General features: G+C 72.5%; 17 protein-coding genes and 2 tRNA genes. 9 read left to right on the plus strand and 10 right to left on the minus strand.

The window, feature by feature from the left end; genetic code table 11:
* Positions 1 to 271 precede the first annotated feature (271 nt).
* Positions 272 to 646: a transposase gene (locus GFJ45_RS17070; protein ID WP_153395375.1), complete on the plus strand. Its 375-nt coding sequence runs from the start codon at positions 272 to 274 to the stop codon at positions 644 to 646.
* Positions 647 to 1562: 916 nt separating this feature from the next.
* Here the strand turns inward: GFJ45_RS17070 and GFJ45_RS17130 are convergent.
* The gene (locus GFJ45_RS17130) at positions 1563 to 1823 is read right to left on the minus strand and encodes a luciferase domain-containing protein (RefSeq protein ID WP_456093923.1); all 261 of its coding nucleotides are present in this window, start codon (positions 1821 to 1823) and stop codon (positions 1563 to 1565) included.
* Between the two features lie 64 nt (positions 1824 to 1887).
* On the opposite strand from GFJ45_RS17130, the gene GFJ45_RS06435 reads away from it, so the two are divergent.
* The 4 genes from GFJ45_RS06435 to GFJ45_RS06450 all read left to right on the plus strand — a co-directional run bounded on the left by GFJ45_RS06435 (position 1888) and on the right by GFJ45_RS06450 (position 4937).
* Positions 1888 to 2799 (plus strand): hypothetical protein, encoded by a 912-nt coding sequence (locus GFJ45_RS06435; protein ID WP_153395345.1) that lies wholly within the window; start codon positions 1888 to 1890, stop codon positions 2797 to 2799.
* A gap of 67 nt (positions 2800 to 2866) precedes the next feature.
* On the plus strand, positions 2867 to 3217 hold the full coding sequence (locus GFJ45_RS06440) for a hypothetical protein (protein ID WP_153395347.1): 351 nt from the start codon (positions 2867 to 2869) through the stop codon (positions 3215 to 3217).
* A 220-nt stretch (positions 3218 to 3437) separates the two neighbouring features.
* Positions 3438 to 3683, plus strand: a complete 246-nt coding sequence (locus GFJ45_RS06445; protein ID WP_153395349.1) for a helix-turn-helix domain-containing protein — start codon at positions 3438 to 3440, stop codon at positions 3681 to 3683.
* A gap of 99 nt (positions 3684 to 3782) precedes the next feature.
* Complete coding sequence (locus GFJ45_RS06450) at positions 3783 to 4937, plus strand: tyrosine-type recombinase/integrase (protein WP_153395351.1); 1155 nt, start codon at positions 3783 to 3785, stop codon at positions 4935 to 4937.
* Positions 4938 to 5077: 140 nt separating this feature from the next.
* On the opposite strand, the gene GFJ45_RS06455 is transcribed toward GFJ45_RS06450, so the two are convergent.
* The 5 genes from GFJ45_RS06455 to dnaG all read right to left on the minus strand — a co-directional run bounded on the left by GFJ45_RS06455 (position 5078) and on the right by dnaG (position 8472).
* Positions 5078 to 5151, minus strand: a tRNA-Ile gene (locus tag GFJ45_RS06455).
* Between the two features lie 29 nt (positions 5152 to 5180).
* Positions 5181 to 5633 (minus strand): CHRD domain-containing protein, encoded by a 453-nt coding sequence (locus GFJ45_RS06460; protein WP_153395353.1) that lies wholly within the window; start codon positions 5631 to 5633, stop codon positions 5181 to 5183.
* A gap of 162 nt (positions 5634 to 5795) precedes the next feature.
* Positions 5796 to 5868: transfer RNA gene (locus tag GFJ45_RS06465), tRNA-Asn, on the minus strand.
* 50 nt (positions 5869 to 5918) lie between these two features.
* On the minus strand, positions 5919 to 6470 hold the full coding sequence (locus tag GFJ45_RS06470) for a hypothetical protein (RefSeq protein WP_153395356.1): 552 nt from the start codon (positions 6468 to 6470) through the stop codon (positions 5919 to 5921).
* A gap of 76 nt (positions 6471 to 6546) precedes the next feature.
* The gene (gene dnaG, locus GFJ45_RS06475) at positions 6547 to 8472 is read right to left on the minus strand and encodes a DNA primase (RefSeq protein ID WP_153395358.1); all 1926 of its coding nucleotides are present in this window, start codon (positions 8470 to 8472) and stop codon (positions 6547 to 6549) included.
* Positions 8473 to 8616: 144 nt separating this feature from the next.
* Here dnaG and GFJ45_RS06480 point away from each other — a divergent pair, with 144 nt between their 5' ends.
* From GFJ45_RS06480 to ligD, 3 genes are all read left to right on the plus strand, one after another.
* Entirely contained in the window at positions 8617 to 9207 is a 591-nt protein-coding gene (locus GFJ45_RS06480) for an rRNA adenine N-6-methyltransferase family protein (protein ID WP_153395360.1), read from the plus strand.
* Between the two features lie 86 nt (positions 9208 to 9293).
* On the plus strand, positions 9294 to 10808 hold the full coding sequence (locus GFJ45_RS06485; protein ID WP_153395362.1) for a DHA2 family efflux MFS transporter permease subunit: 1515 nt from the start codon (positions 9294 to 9296) through the stop codon (positions 10806 to 10808).
* Positions 10809 to 10812: 4 nt separating this feature from the next.
* Positions 10813 to 11778 (plus strand): non-homologous end-joining DNA ligase, encoded by a 966-nt coding sequence (ligD, locus tag GFJ45_RS06490; RefSeq protein ID WP_153395365.1) that lies wholly within the window; start codon positions 10813 to 10815, stop codon positions 11776 to 11778.
* Positions 11779 to 11817: 39 nt separating this feature from the next.
* Here ligD and GFJ45_RS06495 read toward each other — a convergent pair whose 3' ends face one another.
* From GFJ45_RS06495 to GFJ45_RS06510, 4 genes are all read right to left on the minus strand, one after another.
* Entirely contained in the window at positions 11818 to 12846 is a 1029-nt protein-coding gene (locus GFJ45_RS06495) for an NAD(P)H-dependent flavin oxidoreductase (protein ID WP_194288544.1), read from the minus strand.
* A gap of 62 nt (positions 12847 to 12908) precedes the next feature.
* On the minus strand, positions 12909 to 14207 hold the full coding sequence (locus GFJ45_RS06500; protein ID WP_153395367.1) for a deoxyguanosinetriphosphate triphosphohydrolase: 1299 nt from the start codon (positions 14205 to 14207) through the stop codon (positions 12909 to 12911).
* The gene (locus tag GFJ45_RS06505; protein WP_228386595.1) at positions 14204 to 14641 is read right to left on the minus strand and encodes a hypothetical protein; all 438 of its coding nucleotides are present in this window, start codon (positions 14639 to 14641) and stop codon (positions 14204 to 14206) included. The genes GFJ45_RS06500 and GFJ45_RS06505 overlap by 4 nt, the downstream gene beginning before the upstream one ends.
* 58 nt (positions 14642 to 14699) lie before the next feature.
* On the minus strand, positions 14700 to 14969 hold the full coding sequence (locus GFJ45_RS06510; RefSeq protein ID WP_153395371.1) for a DUF2277 domain-containing protein: 270 nt from the start codon (positions 14967 to 14969) through the stop codon (positions 14700 to 14702).
* Between the two features lie 132 nt (positions 14970 to 15101).
* Between GFJ45_RS06510 and GFJ45_RS06515 the strand changes: the two genes are divergently transcribed.
* Positions 15102 to 16242, plus strand: a 1141-nt coding sequence (locus tag GFJ45_RS06515) for an aminotransferase family protein (RefSeq protein ID WP_153395373.1), incomplete at its 3' end; no start/stop codon positions are given.

Genomic DNA, 16242 nt, shown 5'->3' on the forward strand with positions numbered 1-16242 from the left:
TCCCTCGACTGAGGTGTGTCCGCCGGCAAACCCGACCTTGTCTGCTGCATGAGAGGAGACGCCATCCGTGAGGAGGTGGGGCTGGTGCCGCCGAAGCTGATGGCCCAGCGGTTGGCAGGGGTTGCGGTCGGCCACAGTAGTAGCCCGGCAGCGTCGCAATCTTCCCCGGGAGCTAATCGAGCGGATCGCCGCCGGCGCGAAGCGAAACAACCAGCTGGGGAAGGAAGCACCGCTGCGGTGCCCCCGTTGGTGCCGACGCTGTTGGCGCTGACTGACCGGCGTCGGCCCGTTGACCGCGGCCAAGCTCGTCGGCGAGGTCGCCGGCATCACCCGGTTCCGCACTTCCGACCAGCTGGCCAACCTGGCGGGCACCGCCTGCATCCCTGTCTGGACCGGCAACAACGCCAGGCGTCCCCTCAACCGGAGCGGCAACCGGCAGCTCAACGCTGCCCTGCACCGGATCGCGGTTACCCGAAATCCGGAGCCTTACCCCGGCCGAGCGAACGGCTCAACCAACACCGCAACGCCAAACCGACACACTTCGGGTCCTGAAACGGCGCCTGGCCGACGTCGTGTTCCACGCTATGCACCACGACCACTACACCCACCACACCGCAGCACCACTCCTGCCAACAGCCGCGGTTGACATCGGAGATACTGATGAATGAGCGACCGGATGAACGCTTCGCCCGCCTTGTTATCAAACAGGCATTGGGTTGTGTCGTCACCCGGTACGAGGACGGAAAGGCCGACTCGCAGGTTGATGCGCAGATCATGCTGCCAAGGGGCCCGGCCGGCCTCGAGGTGGTCGCCGACTACGATCCGATCACCTTGAAACAGTGGAGCGCCCTGGGACGTATCGAGCACAAGGTCTACGTCCCCGGTCTTGGGAGACGATGGCTGCTCTTTATAGGGCACGACGCTAACGTCAAGCGGCTACGCGCCGAGCTGCCGGGGCTCATGATGCGGTGGGAGATGGGGGAGCTAGCCGCGCCGCCCCGACGAAGAGTTCCATGCCAACTTGAACAGTTGGGGGTTGCGGCTGCTCACCCAATCGATGATGAGCACTCAGGTGTGATCCATCTCAACAGTGTTGGGTGGTCGGACAATGCAGACAGCCCCTCCCTGGGGCGCATGGGTGGAAGGCATGCTAACTCGCCACGACGACGTGGCCAAGAAGCTAAGGGTTCATCCCACTCCGGAGGGCCATGCTTTTATTTGGGCGACGATGAGCACTGAGTACGCGGTACAATTCTGTCTTGAGGACCGTGGGCAGGGAGTACCTAACGATGTCCCCAATTTGCCTGGCGGGGTCACGCACGTCTGGGTGGGCGGTTTGATGAGTTCCCAGGGCGTCCTGGCGTGGTTCCCCGACCGCGGATGGTGGCGTACTCCTTGGAAGTGGCCGGCTGCACGGAGTAAACTTCCCTAACGAACTGTGAATCCTGCCGACGCCGACTGATGTTCAAGGATGTGGCCACATGCGCCCTGCCTTCGAGGGCCGCGTAACTAGCCCTCGCAATGTCCGGAGATGCCGCGACGCGCGTGTCTTGAGTTGCTGCTCACGCTTCAGTGCGCGCGACGTACAGGCTCTCCGCAACAACGGACAGGATGTGTGCCAGCTCGGCGGTATCACGAGGGCCGTAGATCATGGACTCGGTGCCGAAATCCGCGTGCTGGTGCGGCTCTGCCCAGCGCAGACGGACCAACTCTTTCCCCTCGAGCCGTGGGCAGCACCAGGTGCACGCTATTGTGCTAAACCCCGTGAAGATGTACTGGCTGCGGGCAAATACCTGGTGCAAGGGACGCCTGAGGCTCAACATCCTCCGGCAGGTCGGTCAGGAAGACCGCCCGCGACGAGGCGGGTGACACCTGTAGGTTGGAGGGGTGCAGCAAGCCCAGCGGCCAGAGAGTAGGGATGCGTTGGTCACACCCAGGGATTTTCGAGAGAACGCGGCCGCGAACGCGGTCGCCGAGCATCTTACTGCTGTCTTGGGTAGCGCAGTGAAGCCCCGAAAGTGGGATGACGGCAGCGCACCTGCAATGCATGATTTCTATATCGAGGGCGGAATTCACAAAATCGCGCTCGAGGTGACAACACTTGCCGACGGTGAGCGCGTCGGCCGAGACATCCGCTGGGAGCGAGAGGCGCCCGAAGGACGCGTCAAGGTCGCAGGCCTGAGCGGTTGTTGGGTGGCGCTTCACGACGGGGATGCGGAGGCGGGCGATGTCATTGCGACGATCCGGGCCCAGCTGCCTCGACTTCAAGCCCTCGGGCTCACGCGACTCGACACGAGGGCATGGCAAGAGCACGCGCTTGCTCCTAGCATTCTCCGCCCAGCGTGGTATGAAGCGTCACGTGCCTTGAATCTTATGGGCGTTATAGAGGTGAGCAGCGTCACCGATGCATCACAAGCGCTGCTCGACGAGTATGGTGGCGAGGTTCATGTTGCTCGCGGCTTCGGAACTACCCGTCCTATTGATCGGAACTTCCCGGTGGGCGTCATCCATGAACAGCTTCGCGACCCCCGACACCACGCCTCCGATGTGGAGAAACTTCTCGCAGTCAGTGATGCGACGGCCAAGCACCTCTGGATGTGGGTTGAGCTCACCGAAGGGTTCGCGATCATCCGCTCGTTAGAGGAATCGCTCCCCGATGTCGACGTCGATGCCGAAGGCATCGACGGGGTGTGGTTGGGCCGGAGCCCTACACCAAGCATCCTCGCTGGTTACGTGTGGTTGCGCGGAGCGGGGTGGGGTGCGTTCTCAACTGCTCGCAACGGAGTAGTTGACGCCTGACGGCGCCACACACCTCTTGCATTGTCGGCCTGCTTTTCGTCCGTACGAAATGTCTAGGCTGGTCACTGTGAGCATCACGGAGTGCCTGCGGTGCGGCGCGCCGGTGCTGCAGTCCAGCCGCGGCCGGCCGGCCCGCTGGTGCTCTCAGAAGTGCCGCCGCGCGGCGTATGAGGAACGCCGGGCCGCGGCCAACGGGGCCGTCGCTGTCCGCGTCATCCGCGAAAGCGAACCCGCACCGCAGTTGAGCCTGGTTGACCACGTGACCGCCGTGCTGGCCTCCCCCGCGGCCTGCCGCCGGGTGCTGCGCGAGCTGACCGGCCTGGCCGGCTCGGGACAGCTGTGGGACCCCCGCCGGTCCGGGGTACCCGAGGCCGCCGGCCAGCTGGCCCGCGCGCTGGCCGGCCGGCTCCGCCGCTGACCACACACCAGGCCAGCATTCCCCCGCGTCTCCCTCGCTGACCTCAGCGGCGCAACGTTCCCCTCCCAGCCCGAGCCCCCACCCCGCGGTCCAGGAGCGGGTCCTCGGCTTTGGCGTGAGGGCCAGCAGCACACCGGACGACTTAGGGGTTGGCAGGACGAACTCGTCCCGACCACGACTACGGCCGGTCGCCGACCGTGGCCAGGCATCAGGAGGAACCATGAGCACCCAGCCCCCAAGGATCGAGGAGCGGCTGACCTGCACCGTGCCCGAGGCCGCACGGCTGCTCGGCATCGGCCGCGACGCGGCCTACCGCGCCGCCACCACCGGCACCCTGCCCACCCTGCGCCTGGGCCGGCGCCTGGTCGTGCCCGTCCCCAAGCTGCTGGCCCTGCTCGGCGCCACCACCCCGACCACCGGCATGGGCGGCACCGACGCGAGTCCCGGCGAGGGCATCCACCACTGAGGCACCAGACCGCGAAGTGTCCACAGGGCCGAGCAGGGGCCCTGTCGAGCCAGACGTCGCGGGGCTAGGTTGCCGAACCGCGGGGGAAGGAGGCACGTCATGGGTCAGCGCCGGATGCGTGACGGCATCATCCAACGCGGGAGAACCTGGTCCTACGTCATCCGCGAACCCGACCCGGCCACCGGCACCACCCGGCCCCGGTGGGTCGGCGGGTTCCCCACCCGCACCGCGGCCAAGAAGGCCCGGGATGCCGCCCGGCACGCCAGCCACCGCGGCACCTACGTCACCCCGCAGGACTTGACCGTCGGCCAGTGGCTGGACACCTGGATCGAGACCCACGCGGTCTCCCTGAAGCCCTCCACGGCGAACTCCTACCGGGGCAACATCGAGCGCTACCTCAAATCCCAGCTCGGGCACGAACGCCTCCAGGTCCTCTCGCCCTCGCGGCTGTCGCTGACCTTCCGCCAGCTCTATGAGACCGGCGGCAAGGACGGCGCCCCACTGTCCCCACGCACCGTCGAGTTCGCCCGAGCCATCCTGCGCAAGGCCCTCGACGACGCCGTCCTCGACCGGCTGCTGGAAGTCAACCCCGTCGTCGGCACCAAACGCCCCCGGGCCATCAAGCCGCAGCACAAGGTCTGGACCCCTGAGCAGCTGCGCGCCTTCATCGCCCACGTCACCGCCACCGGTGACCGGTTCGCGCCGCTGTGGGTCCTCGCAGCCGGAACCGGCATGCGCCGCGGCGAGCTCCTCACCCTGCGGTGGGGCGACATCGACCTCGACGCCGGCGTCGTCTCCGTCGAACGCTCCGTCACCCAGATCGGCCGGGAGCTTCACTACTCCCGGCCAAAGAACCACGAACGGCGCACGGTGGCGGTCGACACCCACGTCGCCGCCGCGCTGCAGGCCTGGCGCACGCAGCAGTCGGCCGAGCAGCGGCAGTGGGGCGACGCCTACGCGAACCCGGACAACCTGGTGTTCACGTGGGAGAACGGCTCCCCGGTGCCGGGCGACTACGCCACCAGGCGGTTCGTGCGCGCCCAGGCAGGGGCGGACCTGCCACGGATCACGCTGCACGAGCTGCGCCACACCCACGCCAGCATCCTGCTGGGCCAGGGCGTGCCGGTCCACGTCGTCAGCGCCCGACTGGGCCACAAGGACGCCAGCGTGACCCTGAACGTCTACGCCCACCACATCCCCGAGGACCACACCCGGGTGCTGGACGTGTTCACCACCGCCGTCTGGGGCGCCTGAGCGGCAACGCCGACCGCCGTGGCCGCACAGCGCCGCGCGCAGCGACACGACCCCGCGCTGGCGTTAGCAATCCGTTAGCAAGCCCAGGCGGCTGGAAGCCGTCCAGACCAGCCACAAGCGACTGACCTGCGACAACGCGGTGGGCCAGGCGGGGCTTGAACCCGCGACCGACGGATTATGAGTCCGCTGCTCTGACCGGCTGAGCTACTGGCCCCGTGCGGGGACCAAGTTTTGCACAGCAGGTCAGCCCAGCTGACCCCGCACCGCTCCGGCCGGGAACGCCACCGAGTGCACGTTCACGTAGTACTCATCCGGGTTGCTCACGATGTCCACCAGCAGGGCGCGGTCCGCGTCGGCGCACCCGCTCGACATCCCGTCCGTGGGCGCGTCCAGCGGGACGACGACCGGACCGGCCACGGTCGGGTCACCCACATGGATGTGTGCGGCGGTGACCTGCTCGACGTCGGTCACTTCGAGCGTGTAGCAGACCCGCTGCAGGCCGGGATTGAGGTGCACGGTGGCCGTCCCCGTCCCGTCCGGGTCACCCGGGCCGGGCACCTCCGCGGCCCCCCTCAGCTCCGTAGTGATCGTCTTGCCTGCGTGGTCGGGCGCGGCGTGGAGCGGGCCGGGGACGAGCGGGGCGGCGAGCAGCGTGCCTGCGGTGACGGCGAGCAGGCGGCGAGCGGTGCGCGACATGAGAAACCTCCACGTCCAGGGGTCGATGGTGTGAGTGCCTCACACAGCGGGGATACGGCCAGTTGCTCCCCGGACGCTTGGACCGCTCGCCGGCTGTCTCACCACGGAGACAGAACCGACCACGGAAAAGGTCCCCGGGTCGATGACCCAGGGACCTTGCTGCTCCCCCGACTGGATTCGAACCAGTAACCTGCCGGTTAACAGCCGGCTGCTCTGCCAATTGAGCTACAGGGGACTGGCCGCGACAAGCGCGGCGAGGTGACGATACCAAACCGCCGAGGCCACTCACGAATCGGCGGACCCGGCGCTGGGCAGCTCCGGCGGCAGCCCGACCTGGTCGCGCAGCTCGCGGCGCACCTCGGCGACGGCCCGCGCCAGCGCGGGGTCGTCCCCCCTGGTGGTGGCGCCCAGCAGCACCTGCTCGTGCAGCTCCCGGGTGCGCAGGTCCTTGCGGATCACGACGCGCACCCGGCGCCCGCTGCCGAGGTCGACGCTACGAGTCAGCACCACGCTGGCTTGCACCCGCTCCCGGAACGCCTCGGGCACCCGGCCGGGGCCGGTCCGGCTCCACAACCGCCAGGCCAGCGCGGCGCCCTGACCGACCCAGCTGACCGTCAGCGTCCCGGTGTGGGGATCCCACCCGCCGGCGTCCACGTCCCGCCAGGGCCGGTCCACGACCCGGGCCGACTCCCCGAAGGCCGCCGGGTCCACGACGACCAGCCGCCACGGCGTGACCAGCACCCAGTGCCCGGTGTGGTCGTCCTGGGCCCCGGCGAGCACCTTCTGGCCGCGCTCCAGCGCCGCCGCCCGGGACACCGGGTCGGGGACCTCGGGCACCCCCGGGGCCGGGGGTTCACCGCGACCCTCCGGCGCGCTGCGGCTACGCCTCCTGCGCCATGCGGGACTCACTGGCTCACTCCGTCCTGGCCCGCAGCCGGGCCCGCTCGCGGTGCAGCGCGGTCAGCTCCTCGCTCAGCCGCCGCGCCTCCGGGTCCTCCGCGCCGCAGCGGCGCAGCGCGCTCATCGCGTCGGCGATGCGCTGGCTCAGCCCGGTCTCCAGCACCCGCACCACCAGCGACTCCACGTAGCGGCGGGGCGGCCGGCCGGTCTCCCGCTCCAGCGTCACCGGCAAATTGGCGACCGCCAGCTCGTGCACCCAGCGTCGGGCCGGCTCCGGGCTGTGCTGGGCCACCGACTCGGTCCAGGACCGGTGGCTGCCGTTCGAGCCCGCCGCGCCGGCCTGCCGCACCGCCTGCCACAGCGCCCGGTGCACCGGAGCCCGCAGCCCCTGCGGCGCGATCGCCACGACGTCCTCCCCCGGCAGCATCGAGGGGTACTGCAGCGCCACCTGCAGCAGCTGCCGTTCCGCCTGCACCACCGGGTCGCGCAGGTCCGGCGGGGGCAGCGGGGCCGGCTCGGGTCCGGCCCCCGCTGGCGGTCCCGCCGCGTCGGCCCCCGCACGGACACCCTGCTGCCGGTGCTCGGCACGCGGCCGGGACGCCGCGCGGCGCACCTCCTGGCCCAGCTGCTCGACGTCCACGCCCAGCCACCCGGCGACGGTACGGGTGTACTCCGGCCGCAGCGAGGAGTCCCGGATGCCGGCGATGATGGGCGCGACCGCGCGCATCGCCTGCACCCGTTCCTCGGCCCGGGAGAGCTCGAACGGCCGGATGGTGGTGCGCACCGCGAACTCGAACATCGGCACCGCGGAGTCGATGAGCTCCAGCACCGCGGCGTCGCCGGCCGACTGCCGCAGCTCGTTCGGGTCCTGCCCGGCCGGCGCCACCGCCACGAAGCACTGCGAGGCCCACCGCTGGTCCTGCTCGAAGGCCCGCATCGCGGCCTTCTGCCCGGCCTCGTCCCCGTCGAAGGTGAAGATCACCCGGGCGGGCCTGCCGCCGGCCTCGTCGCGCAGGATGCGGCGCAGCGTGGTGATGTGGTCCGGCCCGAAGGCGGTGCCACAGGTCGCGACCGCGTTCTCCACCCCGGCCAGGTGGCAGGCCATCACGTCGGTGTAGCCCTCCACGACGACCGCACGGCGGGTGCTGGCCATCGCCTTCTTGGCCAGGTCCAGGCCGTAGAGCACCGAGGTCTTCTTGTAGACCGGCGTCTCGGAGGTGTTGAGGTACTTGGCCTGGACGCGGTCGTCGTCGAACAGCCGGCGCGCGCCGAAGCCCACGGTGTCACCGGTGATGTCGCGGATCGGCCACATCACCCGGCCCCGGAACCGGTCGTACAGCCCCCGGCTGCTCCGGCCGGCCAGGCCCGCGGTGAGCAGCTCGTCGTCGGTAAAGCCCTTCTCCCGGAGCTGGTGGACCAGCGCGTCCCCGGAGCGGGGCGAGTAGCCCACCTCGAACTGCTGCGCCGCCGCGGCGTCGAAGCCCTTCCCGCGCAGGAAGTCCCGCCCGTGCCGGCCCTCGGCCGACTCCAGCAGCGCCCGGTGGTAGTACTCGGCGGCCACCCGGTGGGCCTCCACCAACCGCGCCCGGCGGCCCAGGCCGCCCTCGCGGTCCCGCCCGCCCTGGCCGCTGCCCTCCTCGTACCGCAGCTCCATGCCGACCCGGGCCGCCAGCCGCTCGACCGCCTCGGTGAAGGACAGGTGGTCCACCTTCATGACGAAGGAGATGACGTCGCCGCCCTCGTCGCACCCGAAGCAGTGCCAGGCGCCGACGGCCGGGCGCACGTTGAAGGAGGGGGTCCGCTCGTCGTGGAACGGGCACAGTCCCTTGAGGGAGCCGGTCCCGGCCGGGCGCAGCGTGACGTGCTCGCGCACCACGTCCTCCAGGGAGCTGCGCTCCTTGACCTCCTGGACGTCCTCGGACCTGATCAGGCCGGCCACGGCACCCTCCTTCCTCGCCCGGGAGTCTACGTGCGGGCCGGCCACCGGGAGGGGGCCGTCCCCAGCCCCGCGGAAAACCCGTTGAGCGGCGTCACCCCGCGCGGCTACCGTCCCGGTCCATGGTGACGTTCGTGATGGTGCGCCGTGTCCGCGGCAGGGGGCACGCGCCGCTGGGGATGGCACGCCCTGGCGCCGGGCTGGGCCCGGAGGGTCGTCCGTGCCTCGGGCGCCGCTGACGGCGACCTGGTCCTCGACCTGGGCGCGGGCCTCGGTGCACTGACCGTCCCGCTGCGGGAGCGCGGCGCCCGCGTGGTGGCCGTGGAGCTGCACCCCGGGCGGGCCCACCGGCTGCGGCAGCGGCTGGCGGGCCGACCCGGTCCGGTCGCGGCCACGGTACTGGAGGAGGATCTGCTGGCCGTGCCGCTGCCGGGACGGCCGTTCCGGGTCGTGGCCAACCCGCCCTACGCAGTGTCTGCCCAGCTTGTCAGCCGGCTGACCGGGCGGCGCAGCCGGCTGGTCCGGGCCGACCTGGTGCTGCCCGGCTGGCAGGCCCGCCGCTACGCGGCCGCGCCGCCGCGCGGCTTCACCGCAACGGTGGGCATGCGGCTGCCGGCCCGAGCGTTCAACCCACCGCCGGCCCGGGACGGTGCGGTCCTGGTGCTGCGCCGCACCGATGAGTCCGGCCGGGACCGCGGGTCCAAGCAGGGGGCCGGGCGGTGTCGGCGGCCCCGGTGACACTGGGTGCGCGCGGGGCCACCGGACGCCGGAGACAGCTCGACCAGCACAGCAGGACCGACAGCACAGCAGGAAGGCAGGAGCAGATGGAACAGGGACGGACCGCGGTGGCGGCGAGCGGCACAGCGGCGCCCGCGGCCCGCGACTACCGAGTGGTGGTGCGGGTGCTCACCTTCGCCACCTTCGTGGTGGTCCTCAACGAGACCATCATGGTCAACGCGATCCCGCTGCTCATGGACGTGCTGGCAGTGTCGGCCCGCGCCGCGCAGTGGCTGTCGACGGCCTTCATGCTCACCATGGCCGTGGTCATCCCGGTGAGCGGGTGGTTCCTGCAGCGGGTGGGCACCCGCAATGCCTTCGTGGCCGCCATGGCGACCTTCTCCCTGGGCACCACCCTGTCCGGGCTGGCGCCGACCTTCGAGGTGCTGCTGGCCGGGCGCGTCGTCCAGGCGGCCGGCACGGCGGTGATGCTGCCGCTGCTGATGACCACGCTGCTGTCGCTGGTGCCCGAGGGCGAGCGGGGCCGGGTCATGGGCAACGTGACGCTGGCCATCTCGGTCGCACCCGCGCTGGGTCCGGCTGTCTCGGGACTGATCCTGCAGGCGGCGTCGTGGCGTTGGCTCTTCGGGCTGGTGCTGCCGGTCGCGCTGCTGGTCTCGCTGTGGGGCACCCGGCTGCTGACCGGCCGCGAGTACCAGCAGACCCGCCCGGGCCGGCTGGACCTGCTGAGCGTGGCGCTGACCGCGGTCGGCTTCGGCGCGCTGGTCTACGGGCTGAGCCAGCTCGGCGGCGAGGCCGCCGAGGGGCCGGTGCCGCCGGTGGCGGCCCTGGTGGTCGGGCTCGTGGGCGTGGCGCTGTTCGCGCTGCGGCAGCGGGCACTGCAGCGCGGCACCGGGCCGCTGCTCGACCTGCGGGTGCTGGGCGTGCGCACCTACCTGGTCGGCATGACGCTGATGTCGCTGTCGTTCATGTCGCTCATGGGCGCGATGATCCTGCTGCCGATCTTCCTGCAGCAGGTCCGCGACCTGTCGGCGCTGCAGACCGGCATGCTGCTCATGCCCGGCGGGCTGGCGATGGGCCTGCTCGGCCCGACCGTCGGGCGGCTCTACGACCGGCTGGGCGCCCGGGTGCTGGTCGTACCTGGTGCGCTCGGCGTCCTGGCGGCGCTGACGCTGATCGCGGTGGCCGCCACCGCGGCGCCCTGGTGGGCCTTCCTCGGCCTGCACGTGCTGGTCTCGGTGTCATTGGCGTTCGTGTTCACGCCGGTGTTCACCAGCAGCCTGAGCGCGCTCCCGTCCCACCTCTACCCGCACGGCAGCGCGCTGCTGGGCACGGTGCAGCAGGTCGCGGCCGCGGCCGGAACGGCGCTGGTCGTCGCGGTCATGGCGGCTCGGGCGGTCGCGGTCGAGCAGTCCGGCACCGCCTCGGCGGCCCCGCTGGCCGACGGCGCCCGGTGGGGGTTCGCGGTGACCGCCGTGCTCGCGGCCGTGGTCCTCGGGCTGGCGCTGCTCCTCCCCCGGCGGGCACCGGCGGCGGGGCCGCAGGACGCCGCTCCCCCGGCCGCGCCTGAGCCCGAGGCGGCGCTGCCTGTGGTGGAGTAGCGGCATGGCCAGCGGCGAGGGTGGCTCCCCGGTCGAGCTCGAGGTCGGTCCGCGCACGGTGCGGATCTCCCACCCGGAGCGGGTGTACTTCCCCGAGGCCGGGCACACCAAGCTGGACCTGGCCCGCTACTACCTGGCGGTCGGGGACGGCGTCGTGCGGGCGCTGCGGGAGCGCCCGTGCATGCTGCACCGGTTCCCCGAGGGAGTCACCGGCGAGAAGGTCCACCAGAAGCGGTTGCCGCGCGGCGCGCCGGAGTGGGTGGAGACGGTCCGGGTCACCTTCCCGCGGTACAACCGGACCGCCGACGAGCTGTGCGTCACCGAGCTGGGCAGCGTGATCTGGGCGGTGCAGATGTCCACCGTGGAGTTCCACCCGTGGAACAGCCGCCGCGGGCACGTCGAGCGGCCCGACGAGTGGCGCATCGACCTCGACCCCGGCGACGCGTGCGACTTCGCCACCGTGCGGCGGGTCGCCGGGGTGGTGCAGGAGGTGCTCGCCGAGGTCGGGGCCACCGGCTTCCCCAAGACCACCGGCGGCGACGGCATGCACGTCTACGTGCGGGTCCGGCCCGAGCACGGCTTCGACGACGTGCGCCGGGCGGCGCTGGCGTTCGCCCGGGAGGTGGAGCGCCGCTGCCCGCAGGACGCCACGACGGCCTGGTGGCGCAAGGACCGGGACCCGGCGGCGGTGTTCGTGGACTACAACCAGAACGCCCGCGACCACACCATCGCCTGCGCCTACTCGGTGCGCGGCACCCCGGACGCCCGGGTCTCGGCGCCGGTGCGCTGGGAGGAGGTCCCCGACTGCGACCCCCGCGACTTCACCCTCGCCACGGTGCCGGGCCGCTACGCGCAGCTCGGCGAGCTGCACGCCGGGATCGACGACGCGGTCTTCGACCTGGCTCCGCTGCTGGAGTGGGCCGAGCGGGACGAGGCCGAGGGCGAGCCGGCGCCACCCCAGCCCTCCTGAGTCCCCGCCGGCGCGCCGGGGACCGCCTGCCCGCGCCGGCTACGGGGCGAGGTCGGCCACGATCTCGGCCGCGGGCCGCTCCTGCGCGGCCCGCCAGCCGATCCCGGCCCACAGGTGGGTGCTGCCCACGTCACCGGCCTGTGCCGCGGCGCGCCGCAGCGGCTTGGTCACCTGGTCCACCTGCGGGAACGCCGACGGCGCGGTGCCGTCCCGCTCGGCCACGAACCGGTTGCGCAGCGCCCGGGCCGGGCGCCCCGTGAACGCCCGCGTCACCACCGTCTCGGTCAACGTGTCGTCGCGCAGCGCCGCCCGGTAGGTGGCTCCGGCGCCCGACTCCGGCGACAGCAGCAGCGCGGTGCCCACCTGGACCGCGACCGCGCCGGCCTCCTGCGCCCGCCGGGTGTCCCCCGCGGTGGTGACGCCCCCGGCGGCGACGAGCGGCAGGTCGGTCTGCGGGGCGACCTCCTGTAGCAGCGCCAGGTGGTCGTACCGGTTCGGGGTGGCTGCCACGAGGTGGGTACCGCGGTGAGCGCCGGCCTCGTGGCCCTGCAGCACGATCGCGTCGGCGCCGCAGCCGGCCGCCGCCCGGGCCTCCGCGGCGTCGGTCGCGGTGACCAGCACGGTGCTCCCGGCCTCCTGCAACCGCTGCACCGCCGCGGGCTCGGGGCAGCCGAAGGTGAACGACACCACCGCGACCGGCTCGGCCGCCAGCAGCGCCAGCTTGTCCTCCAGGTGGTCGGTGCCGTACCAGCTCGGCTGCGGCAGCGGCGCGCCGAGCCGCTCGGCCTCCCCCGCCAGCGAGTCCCGGTAGGCGGCGACCTGCGGCTCCAGCACGGTGCGGTCCAGCTGCTCGAGCACGAACAGGTTCACCCCGAACGGCCGCGTCGTCAGCTCCTTGACCGCCAGCACGTCGGCGGCCAGCGCCTCCGGCGGCTGGTAGCCGGCCGCTAGCATCCCCAGCCCACCGGCGGCTGAGACGGCGGCCACCAGCTGCGGGGTGGTGGTCCCACCGGCCATCGGGGCTCCGATGACGGGCAGGTCCAGGTCGTCCAGTCGCATCCGGGCCATGAGTTCCTCCTGGTGGTCGTGCTGGTGTCGGCGAGTCGGGGTGGCGGTCGCCTGCTCGATGGTCAGCCGCTCGCCCTCCTGGCCAGCCGCTGGTGCAGCGCCCGGGCGCGGGCGTCGGAGAGGCTGGCGACCTGGTCGACGACGGCGCGGACCGCGCCCTGCTCGTCGCCGGCCTGCTCCCCCTCGGCCCGGTCCTGGGCGTGCATCGGGTCCATCGCCTCCGGGTGCCGCAGGTAGTGCTCGAACAGGTCGGCCACGACGGTGCGCTGCCAGTCCATCACCCGGCGTCGCTCGTCGCTGAGCATGACGAACCGCGCCACCGTCGCTTTGAGCACCGCCGTCTCCGCCCGGGCGGTGTCGGGCACCACCAGGTCGGCGGCGTACCGGGTGAGCACCCCTTCCCCGTGCTCGGCCCGGGTGGCGGCCTCTACGGCGGTGACGAACCGGCCGATCAGCCGGGAGGTCATGTCCTTCAGCACCGCCAGCGAGCGCCGTGACCCGTCGTGCCGGTCGGGGATCCAGCCGGTGTCCAGCAGCCGCTGCAGCGCCTCGGTGAGCAGCTCCTCGGGCAGGTCGCTGGCGTACCAGTCGTGGGCGAGCTGGACCACCTCCCGGCGGACGGTGCGGGAGCCGAGCAGCGCCGGGTCGATCCGCCCGGAGGCGATCGCGTCCTCGATGTCGTGCACGCAGTAGGCGACGTCGTCGGACCAGTCCATGACCTGGGCCTCCAGGCAGCGCCGGTGCGGCTGGCCGGGGGGCGCGCCGTCCCGGGCCCACGCGAACGCCTCGCCGTCGTCGGGGTAGTGGCCGAACTTCGCCGAGGGCGCCGGCCCCTCGTCCCGGGCCCACGGGTACTTGATCGAGGCGTCGACGCTGGCGCGGGTCAGGTTGAGCCCGGCCGGGCGCCCGTCGGGGTGGGAGCGCTTGGCCTCCAGCCGGGTCAGCACCCGCAGCGTCTGGGCGTTGCCCTCGAACCCGCCGACGCCGGCAGCCAGCTCATCCAGCACCGCCTCGCCGTGGTGGCCGAACGGCGGGTGCCCCAGGTCGTGCGCCAGACACGCGGTGTCGACCACGTCGGCGTCACAGCCCAGCACGGCACCGAACTCCCGCCCGATCTGGGCCACCTCGAGGGAGTGGGTCAGCCGGTTGCGGACGAAGTCGTCGGAGTCCGGCTGCACCACCTGCGTGGTCGAGGAGAGCCGCCGCAGCCCCGCCGAGTGCACGACCCGCGCGCGGTCGCGGGCGAAGTCGTCCCGGTCGATCCGCTTCTGCGCGGGGTCCTCGGCGACCCAACGCTGCCGGCAGTGCCAGGTGTAGCCGGGGGGTGTGCCGACGCCACGCGGGAGCTCTGCGCTGGTCACGCTGCCGACTGCCGGGGGCGCGGGGCGCGGCCCAGGAGCGCGGCCAGCCCGTCCCGCCAGCGGCGCACCGGCAGCTCCCGGTAGCCGCCCGCGGCCAGGCCCGCGTGCCGCTCGAAGACGCTGCGAGCCGCCCGGTCCCCGGTGCGCAGCCAGGACCACGCCATGCTGGCCAGGTACAGCGGCAGGAACGGCAGCCCCAGGCAGCAGGCCCACTGCCGGGCGTGCACCTCCTCGTGGACCAGCAGCCCCGGGAGCCGCTGCTGCAGCGCCGCCACCTGGTAGCGGCTGACCACCACGTCCCCCACCGTGAAGGCGCTGCCGGTCGGGAACGGCCAGCGGTACCCCTCCGCCAGGGACAGCAGCCACGGCCCGCGCCGCAGCCGCGCCCCGCCGGCGCGGGCCAGCAGGAGCCCCAGCACGGTGCTGCCGTTCATCCAGTTCGCGAGGTGACGCAGCCGGTGGCGGCCCCGCGGGGCCGCTCCCGGGGGCGGGTCAGCCGGCATAGCGCGCCTGCGCGCGGGCCCGCGCCCGGGCCGCCTCGACCTCCCGGTCCTTGGGCGGGGCGCTGGTCACCAGCGAGTCGAGCAGCTCCTCGGTGGCGGCCGCGACCTTGGCGACCGCCGCGGCGTAGGCCTCCTCGTTGGCCTTCGACGGCTTGCTGGAGCCGGCTACCTTGCGGACGTACTGCAGCGCGGCGGCGTGCACCTCCTGCCGCGTCGCCGGCGGGTCGAAGTTGTGCAGGGTGCGGATGTTGCGGCACATGGCCTTAGCCTCCCCCGGCCGGCGCGGGCGGACAACCCCACCCCGGTAGTGTCGGAGCCGAAGGCAGGGCACGACCGAGGCGCGGGGCACCCCCCGGCAGCCGCGACAGCCGTCACAGCGAGGAGAGCAGGCATGGGGACGTTCTGGCACCCGTTCTCGGACATGGGGGCCGTCGAGCGCGACGGTGAGTTCGTGCTGACCCGGGGGGAAGGCTGCTACGTGTGGGACACCGAGGGCCGCCGCTACCTGGACAGCACCGCCGGCCTCTGGTTCGTCAACGTCGGGCACGGCCGGGAAGAGCTGGCCGAGGCCGCCGCCGCGCAGATGCGCACCATCGCGGCGCACAGCAGCTTCGGGGACACCACGACCGAGGTCACCCTCCGGCTGGCCGACCGGCTGGAGTCGATCGCACCCGTGCCCGGCAGCAAGGTCTTCCTCACCTCCGGCGGCTCGGACTCGGTGGACACGGCGGCCAAGCTGGCCCGTCGCTACTGGAGCGAGATGGGCCGGCCGGAGAAGACCGTCGTCGTCGGGCGCAGCCAGGCCTACCACGGCTCGCACTACGCCGGGACCGCGATCGGCGGCATCGCCGGCAACAAGGAGGGCTACTCCAGCCCGCTGGTGCCGGACACCGAGACGGTGCCGTGGGACAGCGCCGAGGAGCTGCGCGCCACGGTCGAGCGGGTGGGGCCCGAGCGGGTCGCGGCGTTCTTCTGCGAGCCGGTGGTGGGGGCCGGCGGGGTGTACCTGCCCCCGGAGGGGTACCTGACCGAGGTGCGCAAGCTGTGCACCGAGCACGACATCCTGTTCGTCGCCGACGAGGTGATCACCGGCTACGGCCGGATCGGGGGCAGCTGGTTCGCCAGCAGCCGCTACGGGCTGGAGCCGGACCTGGTCACCACCGCCAAGGGGCTCACCTCCGGCTACGTGCCGATGGGCGCGGTCCTGGTCGCCCCGCGGGTGTGGGAGCCGTTCTTCCGTCCCGACGCCGGCGTGTGGTGGCGGCACGGCTACACCTACTCCGGGCACGCGACCGCGGCCGCGGTGGCGCTGGCCAACCTGGAGCTGCTGGAGCGGGAGGAGCTGCTCGCCGAGGCCGCGCGGCTGGAGGCGACCCTGGACCGGGTGCTGCAGCCGCTGGCCGACCACGACCGGGTGACCGAGGTGCGCTCCGGCATGGGCGCGGTCGCGGCCGTGCAGCTGGCCGACGCCGCCGCCGCACCGGGCATGGTGCGGGCGCTGCGCGCCGAGGGCGTCTCCTCCCGCGCGGTGG

It is taken from the genome of Ornithinicoccus halotolerans, assembly GCF_009602535.1.
Taxonomy (GTDB): Bacteria; Actinomycetota; Actinomycetes; order Actinomycetales; family Dermatophilaceae; genus Ornithinicoccus; species Ornithinicoccus halotolerans.